Below are 13,434 nucleotides of genomic sequence, written 5' to 3' on the forward strand. Positions count from 1 at the left end.
CGACATCGACAACGAGCCCATCCCGCCAGCACACACCAGCGCTCGACGCGGGGCCAGCGTTTCGCGAGCAGATCCCAAATGAGGCACGCACCCCATTACGCGAGCACTATAGGTGAGTCTCGTCGTCACATTGCAGGCACACACCCGGTCGACTACACTCGACCGGGTGTGTGCTTTCGCACACGTCTCCCCGCACTGAACGACTCCGGTCAGCCGTGCGCGCAGACCCACGGCATATCCGATCGAAGTCCCGCGAGCAGTCGCAACCGGGGTTCGGATCCCGATGGAACATCCATCACTGTCACCGTGCAGTACATAAGGAGCAATCCGCTTTGCCTACTATCCAGCAGCTGGTCCGCAAGGGCCGCACGCCGAAGGTCGTCAAGACCAAGGCGCCGGCCCTCAAGGCCAACCCGCAGCAGCGGGGCGTGTGCACGCGTGTGTACACCACCACCCCGAAGAAGCCGAACTCCGCCCTCCGCAAGGTCGCGCGCGTCAAGCTCTCCAACGGCACCGAGGTCACCGCCTACATCCCCGGCGAGGGCCACAACCTGCAGGAGCACTCGATGGTGCTCGTGCGTGGCGGTCGTGTGAAAGACCTGCCCGGCGTTCGCTACAAGATCGTGCGTGGCGCCCTCGACACCCAGGCGGTCAAGAACCGCAAGCAGGCGCGTAGCCGTTACGGTGCGAAGGCGGCCAAGTAATGCCTCGTAAGGGACCCGCGGCCAAGCGCCCCGTTGTCGCCGACCCGGTGTACAGCGCCCAGATCGTCAGCCAGCTCGTCAACAAGATCCTGCTCGACGGCAAGAAAGACCTCGCCCAGCGCATCGTCTACGGCGCGCTCGAAGGTGTCGGTACGAAGTCCGGTCAGGATGCCGTCGTCGTTCTCAAGAAGGCGCTCGACAACGTGCGCCCCACCCTCGAGGTCAAGAGCCGCCGCGTCGGTGGCTCGACCTACCAGGTGCCGGTCGAAGTGAAGCCGCACCGCGCGAACACCCTCGCGCTGCGCTGGCTCGTCTCGTACGCCAAGTCGCGTCGCGAAAAGACGATGACCGACCGCCTGCAGAACGAGATCCTCGACGCCAGCAACGGCCTCGGTGCCGCGGTGAAGCGTCGTGAAGACACCCACAAGATGGCCGAGTCGAACAAGGCCTTCGCGCACTACCGCTGGTAAGCAGTCACCTCCTCGGTGGTCGAGTAGCCGCGTAGCGGCGTGTCGAGACCCACCCTGGTCTCGACACGCGGCCTGACGGCCGCTACTCGACCACCGATAAACACAGATAGGAAACCCCGTGGCACAGGACGTGCTCACCGACCTCAAGAAGGTCCGCAACTTCGGCATCATGGCGCACATCGATGCCGGCAAGACGACGACGACCGAGCGCATCCTGTTCTACACGGGCATCAACCACAAGATCGGTGAAGTGCACGACGGCGCCGCCACCATGGACTGGATGGCGCAGGAGCAGGAGCGTGGCATCACGATCACCTCCGCCGCGACCACCTGTTTCTGGGAGGGCACGCAGCTCAACATCATCGACACCCCCGGGCACGTCGACTTCACCGTCGAGGTGGAGCGCAACCTGCGCGTGCTCGATGGCGCGGTCGCCGTCTTCGACGGCAAGGAGGGCGTCGAGCCCCAGTCCGAGACGGTGTGGCGTCAGGCCGACAAGTACGACGTGCCGCGCATCTGCTTCGTCAACAAGATGGACAAGCTCGGCGCCGACTTCTACTTCACCGTCGAGACCATCATCAAGCGCCTCGGCGCGAAGCCGCTCGTCATGCAGCTTCCGATCGGCGCGGAGTCGTCGTTCGAAGGCGTCGTCGACCTCGTCTACATGCGCGCCCTCACCTGGCGCGGCGACGCCAAGGGCGACGTGCTGCTGGGCGCCAAGTACGAGATCGAAGAGATCCCCGCCGACCTCGTCGAGAAGGCCAACGAGTACCGCCAGGTGCTGCTCGAGACCGTCGCCGAGACCGACGAGGCACTGCTCGAAAAGCACTTCGGTGGCGAAGACCTCACCCCCGAGGAGATCAAGGCCGCGGTGCGCAAGCTCACCATCGCGAGCGAGATCTACCCCGTGTTCTGCGGCTCCGCGTTCAAGAACCGTGGCGTGCAGCCGATGCTCGACGCGGTCGTCGACTACCTCCCGTCGCCGCTCGACATGCCGGCGATCGAGGGCCACGACGTGCGCGACGAAGAGAAGGTCATCGAGCGGCACGCTGACTCGACCGAGCCGTTCTCGGCGCTCGCGTTCAAGATCATGACCCACCCGTTCTTCGGGCGGCTCACCTACATCCGCGTCTACTCGGGCAAGCTCGAATCCGGCGCCCAGGTCATCAACTCGACCAAGGGCAAGAAGGAGCGCATCGGGAAGATCTTCCAGATGCACGCCAACAAGGAGAACCCGGTCGACGGCGTCACCGCCGGCCACATCTACGCGGTCATCGGCCTGAAGGACACCACCACCGGTGACACCCTCTCCGACCCGACCAACCAGGTCATCCTCGAGTCGATGACGTTCCCCGAGCCCGTCATCGAGGTCGCGATCGAGCCGAAGACGAAGGCCGACCAGGAGAAGCTGGGCGTCGCGATCCAGAAGCTCGCCGAAGAAGACCCCACGTTCCGCACCGAGCAGAACCAGGAAACCGGTCAGACCATCATCAAGGGGATGGGCGAGCTTCACCTCGACATCCTGGTCGACCGCATGAAGCGCGAGTTCAACGTCGAGGCGAACGTCGGCAAGCCGCAGGTCGCCTACCGCGAAACCCTGCGCCGCAAGGTCGAGAAGTACGACTACACCCACAAGAAGCAGACCGGTGGATCCGGCCAGTTCGCGAAGGTGCAGATCACGCTCGAGCCGCTCGAGGTCACCCCTGAGACGAACTACGAGTTCGTGAACGCCACCACGGGTGGGCGCGTTCCGCGCGAGTACATCGGCTCTGTCGACCACGGCATCCAAGACGCCATGCAGGTCGGCGTGCTCGCCGGCTACCCGACGGTGGGCGTCAAGGCGACCCTCGTCGACGGCGCCTCACACGACGTCGACTCTTCGGAGATGGCGTTCAAGATCGCCGGCTCGATGGCCTACAAAGAGGCCGCGCGCAAGGCCGACCCCGTTCTGCTCGAGCCGCTCATGGCCGTCGAGGTACGCACGCCCGAGGAGTACATGGGCGACGTCATCGGCGACCTGAACTCGCGTCGTGGGCAGATCCAGTCGATGACGGATGCCACGGGCGTCAAGGTCGTCACGGCGAAGGTCCCGCTGTCCGAGATGTTCGGATACGTCGGCGACCTGCGCTCGAAGACCTCTGGCCGCGCCGTGTACTCCATGACGTTCGACTCCTACTCCGAAGTCCCGAAGAACGTGGCCGACGAGATCGTCCAGAAGGCCAAGGGCGATTAGTCGCTCGGCCAACAACCCCTAAAGTAGTAAACCGAAATCAGTCCTGAGGAGGACCCAAAGTGGCCAAGGCCAAGTTCGAGCGGACCAAGCCGCACGTCAACATCGGAACGATCGGTCACGTCGACCACGGCAAGACCACGCTCACCGCAGCGATCTCTAAGGTCCTTGCCGACAAGTACCCGTCGAGCGTGAACGTCCCCCGTGACTTCGCGTCGATCGACTCGGCTCCGGAAGAGCGTCAGCGCGGCATCACGATCAACATCTCGCACGTCGAGTACGAGACGCCGAAGCGCCACTACGCGCACGTCGACGCCCCCGGCCACGCCGACTACATCAAGAACATGATCACCGGTGCCGCCCAGATGGACGGCGCGATCCTGGTGGTCGCGGCGACCGACGGCCCGATGGCCCAGACGCGTGAGCACGTGCTGCTCGCCAAGCAGGTCGGCGTGCCGTACCTGCTCGTCGCGCTCAACAAGGCCGACATGGTCGACGACGAGGAGATCCTCGAGCTCGTCGAGCTGGAGGTGCGCGAGCTGCTCTCGAGCCAGGACTTCGATGGCGACAACGCCCCCGTCGTTCGCGTCTCGGGCCTCAAGGCTCTCGAGGGCGACGAGAAGTGGACCCAGTCCGTTCTCGACCTCATGGAGGCCGTCGACAACAACGTGCCCGACCCGGTGCGCGACAAGGACAAGCCGTTCCTGATGCCCATCGAGGACGTCTTCACGATCACCGGTCGTGGAACCGTCGTCACGGGTCGCGCCGAGCGCGGCACCCTCGGCATCAACTCCGAGGTCGAGATCGTCGGCATCCGCCCGACGCAGAAGACCACGGTCACGGGTATCGAGATGTTCCACAAGCAGCTCGACGAGGCCTGGGCCGGCGAGAACTGTGGTCTGCTGCTCCGCGGCACCAAGCGCGAAGATGTCGAGCGCGGCCAGGTCGTCGTCAAGCCGGGTTCGGTCACGCCGCACACCCAGTTCGAGGGCACCGCGTACATCCTCTCCAAGGACGAGGGTGGGCGTCACAACCCGTTCTACGGCAACTACCGCCCGCAGTTCTACTTCCGCACCACCGACGTCACCGGCGTCATCACGCTGCCCGACGGCACCGAGATGGTCATGCCCGGCGACACCACCGACATGACGGTCGAGCTGATCCAGCCCATCGCCATGGAGGAGGGCCTCGGCTTCGCCATCCGTGAGGGTGGCCGCACCGTGGGCGCCGGCAAGGTCACGAAGATCCTCAAGTAGGTTCTCGGTGGTCGAGTAGCGCGTAGCGCGTGTCGAGACCACACATCGAAGGGGTCGGGCCGAAAGGTCCGGCCCCTTCGTCGTTCCCGTTCGGCGCTCAGCGATAGACCTCGCGCCTGTGGGCGGCGCGGACAACCGTGATCGTCAAGATCTCGTCCTCGATGTCGTCGAGCACGCGATAGTCGCCGACGCGGATTCGCCACGCGGTCTGCTCGCCGACCAGCTTCTTGGCGCCCGGTGGGCGGGGGTCGTCGGAGAGCGCCGCTGCGGCCGTCAGGATCCTCGCTCGGATTGGGGGCGGCAGTTTGCGGATCTGGCGTGCTGCCGCGGTCGTGAACTCAACCGAGTAGCGACTCACCGCGATAGGTCGGTGCGCAGTTCTTCGAGGCTCACGCGTCCGCCGTCGTCCGCCGCCTTCGCTTCGCGATACGCGCGCAGATCCTCGGCCTCCTCGAGGCTCTCCAGCAGTTCGAGGTCGTCGGGGCCGATCACGATTGCCGCGAGCTTGCCGTTGCGGGTGATCGCGACGCGCTCACCCGCGTAGCCGGCTTTGCCGATCACGTCCGCTAGTTCGGCTCGAAGCTGGCGCGTGGTTACCTCTGACGTCACCGAGTCCATGTGTACATAGTAGCAAGTGACGCGCCAAATGCTCGAGGCTCGACGGTCCGTGCTCCGGGCGCAAACGGCGCCGGGAGCCTTTCGGGCACGATTGTCCCGCGCGAAACCTTGGGGAGCGAAGGCGCCCGCTGCCGCGCTAACGTGTCGCCATGTCTCGCGCCATCGTCGCGCTCATCGCCGAGGTGCTTCTCGTCGTCGTCGTCGCCCTGTTGCTGGGCACGGTGTGGCAGTGGTTCCTGACCGCTGACCTCACGTCGGCGATCGCGGAGGGCGCACGCCTGCTGTTCCTCTTCATGGATGTCGGCCTCGCGCTCTGGCTCGTCGCGTTGATCGTGCTCGTCGTGCGTCGGCGCTCGCTCCCGGGGATCGGAGCGACGCTGCTCGCCGCCCTCGTCGGGGTCGTGATCAACGCGATCGTCGTGCTCATCGTCGGGCTCGTGCAGGGTGGCTGGAACGCCTTCTTGGTGCCATTCGCGATCGAAGCCGGGATCGCGTTCCTGGTCGCCGTCTTCGTCGTTGCCCCCATCATCCGCCGTCTGTTCCGCGCCGACGTCAAGCCCTCGGTCGAAAGCACCCCGCCCGCCTAGCGTGTTGGGATGTCCCGTCTCCGCCGCAGCGACCTCCGCGGGCCGGGCGTTCACCGGGTGCGCGGCGGTCGGGGCTTCGCCTTCGTCGACGAGTCCGGGCGACCGGTCGATCGGGTGACCCGCGAGCGGGCCGTCGCCCTCGTCATCCCTCCCGCCTGGCGGGATGTCTGGGTCGCGCCCTACGCGAACGGTCACGTGCAGGCGACCGGTGTCGACGACGCGGGTCGCCGTCAGTACCTGTATCACCCCGCCTGGCGGGCGCAGAAGGATCGGCTGAAGTTCGACCGGATGCTCGACCTCGCCGCCGTCCTTCCTGCGGCGCGTCGAGGCGTCACCCGCGACCTGAAGCGCGACGACCTGTCGCGCGAGCGTGTGCTCGCCGCGGCATTCCGGATGCTCGACACCGGGATGCTGCGCGTCGGCTCGGAGCGCTACGCCGACGCCCACGGCAGCTACGGGCTCTCGACGCTGCTGGGTGCGCACGCGCGGGTGATCGACGGCTCGCGGGTAGTGCTGTCGTTTCCCGCGAAGAGCGGGCAGCCGTGGGAGTCCGAGATCGTCGACTCCGTCCTCGCCGGGGTCATCGCCACGTTGAAGCGTCGCGGGGGCCGGGCGCGACTGCTCTCCTGGCGCGATGACGAAGGCGGCTGGCATCCCCTCTCTGCCGCCGAGATCAACGACGACGTGCGCGACCGCACCGGCGGCGAGTTCACGGCGAAAGACTTCCGCACGTTGCACGGCACCGTCACTGCAGCGGTGAGCCTCGCGCGCTCAGGACCCGGTGAGACTCCGACCGCTCGTAAACGCGCGATCGTGCAGGCGGTGCGCCTCGCCGCCGACGCGCTCGGCAACACCCCGACGGTCGCGAAGAGCAGCTACGTCGACCCTCGCGTGCTCGACCGGTACGAGGAGGGCGACACGATCGACCCGACCCGGCTGCGGTCGGCGGAGTCGCAGCTGCGGCACCTGTTGCTCGACTGAATCGCGAAAGTCGCGCGGGCACCCCCGGAAGCCGACAGAATGGCTCTGCCGGGCGGGATGGGCTCGCCGGCGCTGGAGGACGGCATGGGCATCGACGACATCGTGGACAAGGCCAAGGAGTTCGCGGGTGACGCGGTCGACAACACGAAGGAGTTCGTGGGCGACGCGGTAGACAACACCAAGGAGTTCGTCGGAGACGTCGCCGACAAGGTGAAGGACACGACGCACGACCTCGCTTCGAAGGTCGCCGACGCGACCGACGATGACGAGCCCGTGGGCACTCCGCCGTCGGCGGCGATGTAACCGCGATCTCACATCACTGACGAGCGAGGGGAGCAGAACATGCGGCCATTGGCCAAGACACTGGTGACGATTCTGCTCACCCTCGCGATCGCCTACGTGCTGGCGACGATCGTGCTGATGATCCTCAACGGCAGCGATCTCATCTCGACCGTCGTCGAGGATGCCTGGCTCGCGCTCTTCACGGGAGGCGCGGTCTCGATCGGACTGTTCCTGCTGTTCCTGTTGTTCGCCAACGCGGCGGGCCACCGCCGGGGGAGCGGCTCGCAGTTCTGGATCAACGTCGGAGCCCTGGTCGTCGCCCTCGTCATCGGCACCCTCGTCACCCTCGCCGCCGGCGTCTTCGTCGGCGCCCTCTCCGTCGGGCTGGCGGGCGTCTCGGTGCTCGGCGCCTTCCTCGCTTCGGGCGAACTCTTCATCGGCGGCGTGATCGCCCTCGCCCTCACCCACTTCGCGATCTTCACACCCCGCGCCACCGAGTTCGAGCCGTAGCCCACCTCTCGATTTGCGTCGAGCGCGCGGTATTTCGGCATTGCACTCGATGCAAATCGATGCAGTCGGGGCCGCGAGGGGTCCTCCACAGGGGATACCGGTGCAGGGAGCCCACTGATTTGCCGCAGTCGCTGAGCGCGCCGCTGGTGACCGGGCAGCATCGGGCGGATGACGTCGGCTACCCCGTCACTCATCCTTTCGGCTCGATTGCGCGCGGCGGGTGAGTCGACGCAGTACATCGAGCGCGGAGCACGAGTCGGCGAGTTCGTTCGCGTCAGGCCTGGCGCGTACCTGACCGCCGCTGAGTGGCAGTCGCTGTCTCCCCGTGACCGGCATCTGGTCGCAATGCGCGCGGTCAGCGAGACGTCACGGCGGAGGTTGCTGTTCTGCGCCGAGTCCGCGGCGGCTCTCCACGGCATCCCCGTGCTCGGAGCCTGGCCCGAACGGCCCCATATCGTCGACCAGGTCGGTCGTCGCCGGGCCGCTCTTGTCGGTGTCGCCACTCACCGCCTCGATCTGCCCGACGAGGATGTGGTTCAGATCGGTGATGTCCTGGCGACCAGCCCTCTCCGCACAGCATTCGAGATCGCTGCTACACGGGGGTTCCTGGCGGGTGTCGTCGCCCTCGACTACGTCCTCGGCGCGGCATTCAAAGCTCCACGCGGCGAGGCGGAGATGTGGTTGGAACGAGCGCGGCCCTTTCGCGGAGCTCGACGAGCGGATGCAGCACTCGGCGTGGCGACCGGGCTCGCCGAGACGCCTCTCGAGTCGCTGAGCCTGGGCCAATGCCACCTCTTGGGCTTCCCCCAGCCCCGCCAGCAAGTCGAGTTCACGGTAGACGGTCGGGTGTTCCGAACGGATTTCTACTTCGAGGAGGCCGATGTGATCGGAGAAGCCGACGGTCGCTCGAAGTACGCACCGGATGGGTTCGACGGCTCGCTGCCGGAGGCTCGACTGTGGGCGGAGAAGGACCGCGAAGACATCCTGCGCTCCGTCGTTCGCGGCTTCGCGCGCTGGGGGTGGGACCACGCACTCGGTGGCCACGAGCCTGCGCGCCGACTTCACCGCGCCGGCGTCTACCCAACGCGCAGATTTGCGTCGAGCGCAATTGGGTGAACTCGCGCGTTCGACGCAAATCGATGCACTCGGCGGCTAGATCACCCCGCTCAAGAGCCCGAAAGCAGCCGCGACACGCCCGGGTTGCACGACCTCCCGGAGTGTGGCAAACTCATGTGGTTCAACATCCTGCGCGCGCAAGCGCTGCGGGTCACCGCTCTGGCAGTGCACAGGGGAATCGGGCTTCGCCCTCTCCCTGGGCCGCGAGCGGCAGAACACACAAAGCTTCAACTCGAATCCTGACCTATCTGCGCGCGTGCGCGCCGAAACAGGACCGGATTGACAGAAGAACAGCGGTGCGCGGATCACACGGTTCGCGGGTGCGGAATCCGAGCAGGATGCCGCATGTACTCAGGAGAGAAGAGAAACCTATGGCGGCCCAGAAGATCCGCATCCGGCTGAAGTCCTACGACCACGCCGGTCTCGACGCCTCGGCGCGCAAGATCGTCGATGCGGTGCAGCGCGCAGGCGCCACCGTGGTCGGCCCGGTGCCGCTCCCGACGGAGAAGAACGTGGTCGTCGTGATCCGTTCGCCCCACAAGTACAAGGACTCCCGCGAGCACTTCGAGAAGCGCACCCACAAGCGTCTCATCGACATCATCGACCCGACCCCGAAGGTGGTCGACTCGCTCATGCGCCTCGACCTGCCCGCCGACGTCAACCTCGAGATCAAGGCCTGAGCCGGCTCGCGCCTGCTCAAGACCCTGAAGGAACACACCCATGACTGCAACCGCGACCACGAAGGGTCTGCTGGGCACCAAGCTCGGCATGACTCAGGTCTGGGACGAGAACAACAAGCTCGTTCCCGTCACCGTCGTTTCGATCTCCCCGAACGTCGTCACCCAGGTGCGCAACGTCGAGAAGGACGGCTACGCAGCCGTTCAGATCGCGTACGGCCAGATCGACCCCCGCAAGGTGAACAAGCCGGCGGCCGGGCACTTCGAGAAGGCGGGCGTCACGCCGCGCCGTCACCTCACCGAGGTGCGCACCCCCGACGCCGACTCGTACGAGCTCGGCCAGGAGCTCACCGTCGAGATCTTCGAGCCCGGCCAGCTGGTGGACGTCGTCGGCACCTCCAAGGGCAAGGGCTTCGCCGGTGTCATGAAGCGCCACAACTTCAAGGGCGTCTCGGCGAGCCACGGTTCGCACCGCAACCACCGCAAGCCCGGCTCGATCGGCGCGTCGTCGACCCCGAGCCGCGTGTTCAAGGGCATGCGGATGGCGGGGCGCATGGGTGGCGAGCGCGTTACCGTGCAGGGCCTCAAGGTGCATTCGGTGGATGCCGAAAAGGGCCTCCTGCTGGTCAAGGGCGCCGTTCCCGGCGCTCGCGGCCGCATCGTTTTCGTCCGCAACGCGGTGAAGGGCTGATCATGACTTCTCTCGACGTGCTCGACGCCAAGGGCAAGAAGGCCGGTTCGGTCGAACTTCCCGCGAGCGTCTTCGACGTTCAGACCAACGTGCCGCTCATCCACCAGGTGGTGACCGCGCAGCTCGCTGCCGCCCGCCAGGGCACGCACAAGACCAAGGGTCGCGGCGAGGTCTCGGGCTCCGGCGCCAAGCCGTTCAAGCAGAAGGGCACGGGTCGCGCCCGTCAGGGCTCGATCCGCATGCCGCAGCACCGCGGTGGTGGCATCGTGCATGGACCGGTTCCGCGCAGCTACGCCCAGCGCACCCCCAAGAAGATGATCGCCGCAGCGCTGCTCGGCGTGATCTCCGACCGGGCCCGCGGTGAGCGTCTGCACATCGTCGACGGCTTCGGCACGGTCAACGGCGCGCCGTCGACCAAGGCCGCTTCAGAACTGCTCGCCAGCCTCAACGGCGGTCACGGCGTGACCCGCAACGTGCTCGTCGTGTTGGAGCGCGGCGACGAGGCCGCCGAGAAGAGCGTGCGCAACCTCAAGGATCTGCACGTGCTCTACGCCGACCAGCTCAACGCCTACGACGTCGTCGTCTCCGACGACATCGTCTTCACGAAGGCCGCCTACGAGTCGTTCGTGGCCGCGAAGACCCAGGCGACCAACACCGAGGAGGCCGGCGAATGAGCGGCTACAACAAGGACCCGCGCGACATCATCCTGTCGCCGGTCGTCAGCGAGAAGTCCTACGGGCTGATCGACAACGGCAAGTACACCTTCGTCGTCGACCCGCGATCGAACAAGACCGAGATCAAGCTCGCGGTCGAGAAGATCTTCGGCGTCAAGGTGGCCAGCGTCAACACCCTCAACCGCACCGGCAAGAACCGCCGCACGCGGTTCGGCACCGGTAAGCGCAAGGACACCAAGCGCGCGATCGTCACGCTCAAGTCCGGCTCCATCGACATCTTCACGGCTGTCGGCTAAGGGCTACAGGAGAACATCATGGCCATTCGCAAATACAAGCCGACGACCCCGGGTCGCCGCGGTTCCAGCGTCGCCGACTTCGCCGAGATCACCCGATCGACGCCGGAGAAGTCGCTGCTGAAGCCGCTGCCGAAGACCGGTGGGCGCAACAACCAGGGGCGCATCACGACCCGCCACATCGGTGGTGGTCACAAGCGTCAGTACCGCCTCATCGACTTCAAGCGCAACGACAAGGACGGCGTCAACGCCAAGGTCGCGCACATCGAGTACGACCCGAACCGCACGGCGCGCCTCGCGCTGCTGCACTACGTGGACGGCACGAAGCGTTACATCCTCGCGCCAGCGAAGCTCAACCAGGGCGACATCATCGAGTCGGGTCCTGCTGCCGACATCAAGCCCGGCAACAACCTGCCGCTGAAGAACATCCCCGTGGGTACCGTCATCCACGCGATCGAGCTGCGTCCCGGGGGCGGTGCCAAGATGGCCCGCTCGGCCGGATCGTCGGTTCGTCTCGTCGCCAAGGACGGCCCCTACGCGCAACTGCGTCTGCCCTCGGGCGAGATCCGCAACGTCGACGTGCGCTGCCGCGCCACGATCGGCGAGGTCGGCAACGCCGAGCAGTCGAACATCAACTGGGGCAAGGCCGGCCGCATGCGCTGGAAGGGCGTCCGCCCGACCGTGCGTGGTGTCGCCATGAACCCGATCGACCACCCCCACGGTGGTGGCGAGGGCAAGACGTCCGGTGGACGTCACCCCGTCAGCCCCTGGGGCAAGAAGGAAGGCCGCACGCGTAAGCGCGACCTTCCCAGCGACAAGCTCATCGTCCGCCGTCGTACCGTCGGCAAGAAGCGCAAGGGATAAACCAGGATGCCGCGCAGCCTTAAGAAGGGCCCCTTCGTCGATGACCACCTGCTCCGCAAGGTCGTCACGCAGAACGAGGCCAACAGCAAGAACGTGATCAAGACCTGGTCGCGTCGCTCGATGATCATCCCCGCGATGCTGGGTCACACCATCGCGGTGCACGACGGTCGCAAGCACATCCCCGTCTTCGTGACGGAGACCATGGTCGGGCACAAGCTCGGCGAGTTCGCGCCCACGCGTACGTTCCGTGGACACGAGAAGGACGACAAGAAGGGACGGCGTCGCTGATGGTTACCGCTATCGCTCGCGTGAAGCACATCCGCGTCACGCCGCAGAAAGCCCGCCGCATCGTGGACATCGTCCGCGGCAAGCAGGCTGCCGAAGCCCTCGCGATCCTCAAGTTCGCCCCGCAGTCGGCGAGCGAGCCGGTGTACAAGCTGGTCGCCTCGGCGATGGCGAACGCCCGGGTCAAGGCCGACGCCTCGAACTCGTTCCTCGACGAACAAGACCTCGTGATCGTGCGGGCCTACGTCGACGAGGGCACGACGCTCAAGCGTTTCCGTCCGCGGGCGCAGGGTCGCGCGTTCAAGATCATGAAGCGCACCAGCCACATCACCATCGAGGTGGCCACGCCCGACGAGTTCGTCGCGGCTGCCCCCTCGAAGACCAAGGGCGCTGTCAAGCCCGCGAAGAAGGAAGGGGCGAAGTAATGGGCCAGAAGGTCAACCCCTACGGCTTCCGCCTGGGCATCACCACCGACCACGTGTCGCGGTGGTTCGCCGACTCGACCAAGCCGGGTCAGCGCTACTCCGATTACGTGACGGAAGACGTCAAGATCCGTCAGCTGCTGAAGACGAGCCTCGACCGCGCCGGTGTGGCGAAGATCGAGATCGAGCGCACCCGTGACCGTGTCCGCGTGGACATCCACACGGCGCGCCCGGGCATCGTCATCGGCCGCCGTGGTGCCGAGGCCGAGCGCATCCGCTCCGACCTCGAGAAGCTCACCAAGAAGCAGATCCAGCTGAACATCCTCGAGGTGAAGAACCCCGAGGCCGAGGCTCAGCTGGTCGCTCAGGGCATCGCCGAGCAGCTCTCCGCTCGTGTCGCGTTCCGTCGCGCCATGCGCAAGGGCCTGCAGGGCGCGCAGCGTGCCGGCGCCAAGGGCGTTCGCATCCAGGTCTCCGGTCGCCTCGGCGGCGCGGAGATGTCCCGCTCCGAGTTCTACCGCGAGGGCCGCGTGCCCCTGCACACGCTCCGCGCGAACATCGACTACGGCTTCTACGAGGCCCGCACGACGTTCGGCCGCATCGGCGTGAAGGTCTGGATCTACAAGGGCGACATCACCAACAAAGAACTCGCTCGTGAACAGGCGTCGCAGAAGTCGACCCGTCCTGAGCGACGTGACGACCGCGGTCCCCGCGGCGGCGGGCCGCGTGGCCCCCGCAGCGACGCGCCCGCGGCGGCAGGAGCCGAGGCGTAAT

The 13,434-nt window shown here is 66.4% G+C and carries 19 protein-coding genes; 17 read left to right on the top strand and 2 right to left on the bottom strand.

Annotation, left to right across the window (positions count from 1 at the left end; translation table 11 throughout):
* Positions 1–332: 332 nt before the first annotated feature.
* The 4 genes from rpsL to tuf all read left to right on the top strand — a co-directional run bounded on the left by rpsL (position 333) and on the right by tuf (position 4,660).
* Positions 333–704 carry a 30S ribosomal protein S12 gene (gene rpsL, locus WBL06_RS13600; protein ID WP_191283593.1) on the top strand — a complete coding sequence of 124 codons (372 nt, stop codon included), beginning with the start codon at positions 333–335 and terminating at the stop codon, positions 702–704.
* The gene (gene rpsG / locus WBL06_RS13605; RefSeq protein ID WP_191283592.1) at positions 704–1,174 is read left to right on the top strand and encodes a 30S ribosomal protein S7; all 471 of its coding nucleotides are present in this window, start codon (positions 704–706) and stop codon (positions 1,172–1,174) included. The genes rpsL and rpsG overlap by 1 nt, the downstream gene beginning before the upstream one ends.
* Positions 1,175–1,292: 118 nt before the next feature.
* Positions 1,293–3,407: an elongation factor G gene (fusA, locus tag WBL06_RS13610; RefSeq protein ID WP_424456940.1), complete on the top strand. Its 2,115-nt coding sequence runs from the start codon at positions 1,293–1,295 to the stop codon at positions 3,405–3,407.
* Between the two features lie 59 nt (positions 3,408–3,466).
* Positions 3,467–4,660, top strand: coding sequence for an elongation factor Tu (gene tuf, locus WBL06_RS13615; protein ID WP_424456942.1), 1,194 nt, complete (start codon positions 3,467–3,469; stop codon positions 4,658–4,660).
* A 97-nt stretch (positions 4,661–4,757) separates the two neighbouring features.
* Here the strand turns inward: tuf and WBL06_RS13620 are convergent, their stop codons facing one another.
* A complete protein-coding gene (locus WBL06_RS13620; protein WP_424456944.1) occupies positions 4,758–5,018 on the bottom strand; it encodes a type II toxin-antitoxin system RelE family toxin in 261 nt (86 codons plus the stop codon).
* The gene (locus tag WBL06_RS13625) at positions 5,015–5,278 is read right to left on the bottom strand and encodes a type II toxin-antitoxin system prevent-host-death family antitoxin (RefSeq protein ID WP_424456946.1); all 264 of its coding nucleotides are present in this window, start codon (positions 5,276–5,278) and stop codon (positions 5,015–5,017) included. The genes WBL06_RS13620 and WBL06_RS13625 overlap by 4 nt, the downstream gene beginning before the upstream one ends.
* 149 nt (positions 5,279–5,427) lie before the next feature.
* Between WBL06_RS13625 and WBL06_RS13630 the strand changes: the two genes are divergently transcribed.
* From WBL06_RS13630 to rpsC, 13 genes are all read left to right on the top strand, one after another.
* On the top strand, positions 5,428–5,865 hold the full coding sequence (locus WBL06_RS13630) for a hypothetical protein (protein WP_424456948.1): 438 nt from the start codon (positions 5,428–5,430) through the stop codon (positions 5,863–5,865).
* A 9-nt stretch (positions 5,866–5,874) separates the two neighbouring features.
* Entirely contained in the window at positions 5,875–6,846 is a 972-nt protein-coding gene (locus WBL06_RS13635; RefSeq protein ID WP_424456950.1) for a DNA topoisomerase IB, read from the top strand.
* Positions 6,847–6,885: 39 nt separating this feature from the next.
* A complete protein-coding gene (locus WBL06_RS13640; RefSeq protein ID WP_424456952.1) occupies positions 6,886–7,149 on the top strand; it encodes a hypothetical protein in 264 nt (87 codons plus the stop codon).
* A gap of 48 nt (positions 7,150–7,197) precedes the next feature.
* Positions 7,198–7,638, top strand: a complete 441-nt coding sequence (locus WBL06_RS13645) for a hypothetical protein (RefSeq protein WP_424456953.1) — start codon at positions 7,198–7,200, stop codon at positions 7,636–7,638.
* 168 nt (positions 7,639–7,806) lie between these two features.
* On the top strand, positions 7,807–8,754 hold the full coding sequence (locus WBL06_RS13650) for a hypothetical protein (protein ID WP_424456955.1): 948 nt from the start codon (positions 7,807–7,809) through the stop codon (positions 8,752–8,754).
* Positions 8,755–9,125: 371 nt separating this feature from the next.
* Positions 9,126–9,434 carry a 30S ribosomal protein S10 gene (gene rpsJ, locus WBL06_RS13655; protein ID WP_309710524.1) on the top strand — a complete coding sequence of 103 codons (309 nt, stop codon included), beginning with the start codon at positions 9,126–9,128 and terminating at the stop codon, positions 9,432–9,434.
* A gap of 40 nt (positions 9,435–9,474) precedes the next feature.
* Entirely contained in the window at positions 9,475–10,122 is a 648-nt protein-coding gene (rplC, locus tag WBL06_RS13660) for a 50S ribosomal protein L3 (protein WP_424456957.1), read from the top strand.
* Positions 10,123–10,124: 2 nt separating this feature from the next.
* Positions 10,125–10,796 (top strand): 50S ribosomal protein L4, encoded by a 672-nt coding sequence (rplD, locus tag WBL06_RS13665; RefSeq protein ID WP_424456959.1) that lies wholly within the window; start codon positions 10,125–10,127, stop codon positions 10,794–10,796.
* Positions 10,793–11,092 (top strand): 50S ribosomal protein L23, encoded by a 300-nt coding sequence (rplW, locus tag WBL06_RS13670; protein ID WP_424456961.1) that lies wholly within the window; start codon positions 10,793–10,795, stop codon positions 11,090–11,092. Before rplD ends, rplW begins: the two co-directional genes overlap by 4 nt.
* Positions 11,093–11,110: 18 nt before the next feature.
* Positions 11,111–11,953 carry a 50S ribosomal protein L2 gene (gene rplB, locus WBL06_RS13675; protein ID WP_424456963.1) on the top strand — a complete coding sequence of 281 codons (843 nt, stop codon included), beginning with the start codon at positions 11,111–11,113 and terminating at the stop codon, positions 11,951–11,953.
* A 6-nt stretch (positions 11,954–11,959) separates the two neighbouring features.
* Entirely contained in the window at positions 11,960–12,241 is a 282-nt protein-coding gene (gene rpsS, locus WBL06_RS13680) for a 30S ribosomal protein S19 (protein WP_130283793.1), read from the top strand.
* On the top strand, positions 12,241–12,663 hold the full coding sequence (rplV, locus tag WBL06_RS13685) for a 50S ribosomal protein L22 (protein ID WP_424456965.1): 423 nt from the start codon (positions 12,241–12,243) through the stop codon (positions 12,661–12,663). Before rpsS ends, rplV begins: the two co-directional genes overlap by 1 nt.
* Positions 12,663–13,433 carry a 30S ribosomal protein S3 gene (gene rpsC / locus WBL06_RS13690; RefSeq protein ID WP_424456966.1) on the top strand — a complete coding sequence of 257 codons (771 nt, stop codon included), beginning with the start codon at positions 12,663–12,665 and terminating at the stop codon, positions 13,431–13,433. The genes rplV and rpsC overlap by 1 nt, the downstream gene beginning before the upstream one ends.
* The last annotated feature ends 1 nt before the right edge of the window (position 13,434 follow it).

Origin of the sequence: Pseudolysinimonas sp. (assembly GCF_049651805.1) — a bacterium.
Taxonomy (GTDB): domain Bacteria; phylum Actinomycetota; class Actinomycetes; order Actinomycetales; family Microbacteriaceae; genus Pseudolysinimonas_A.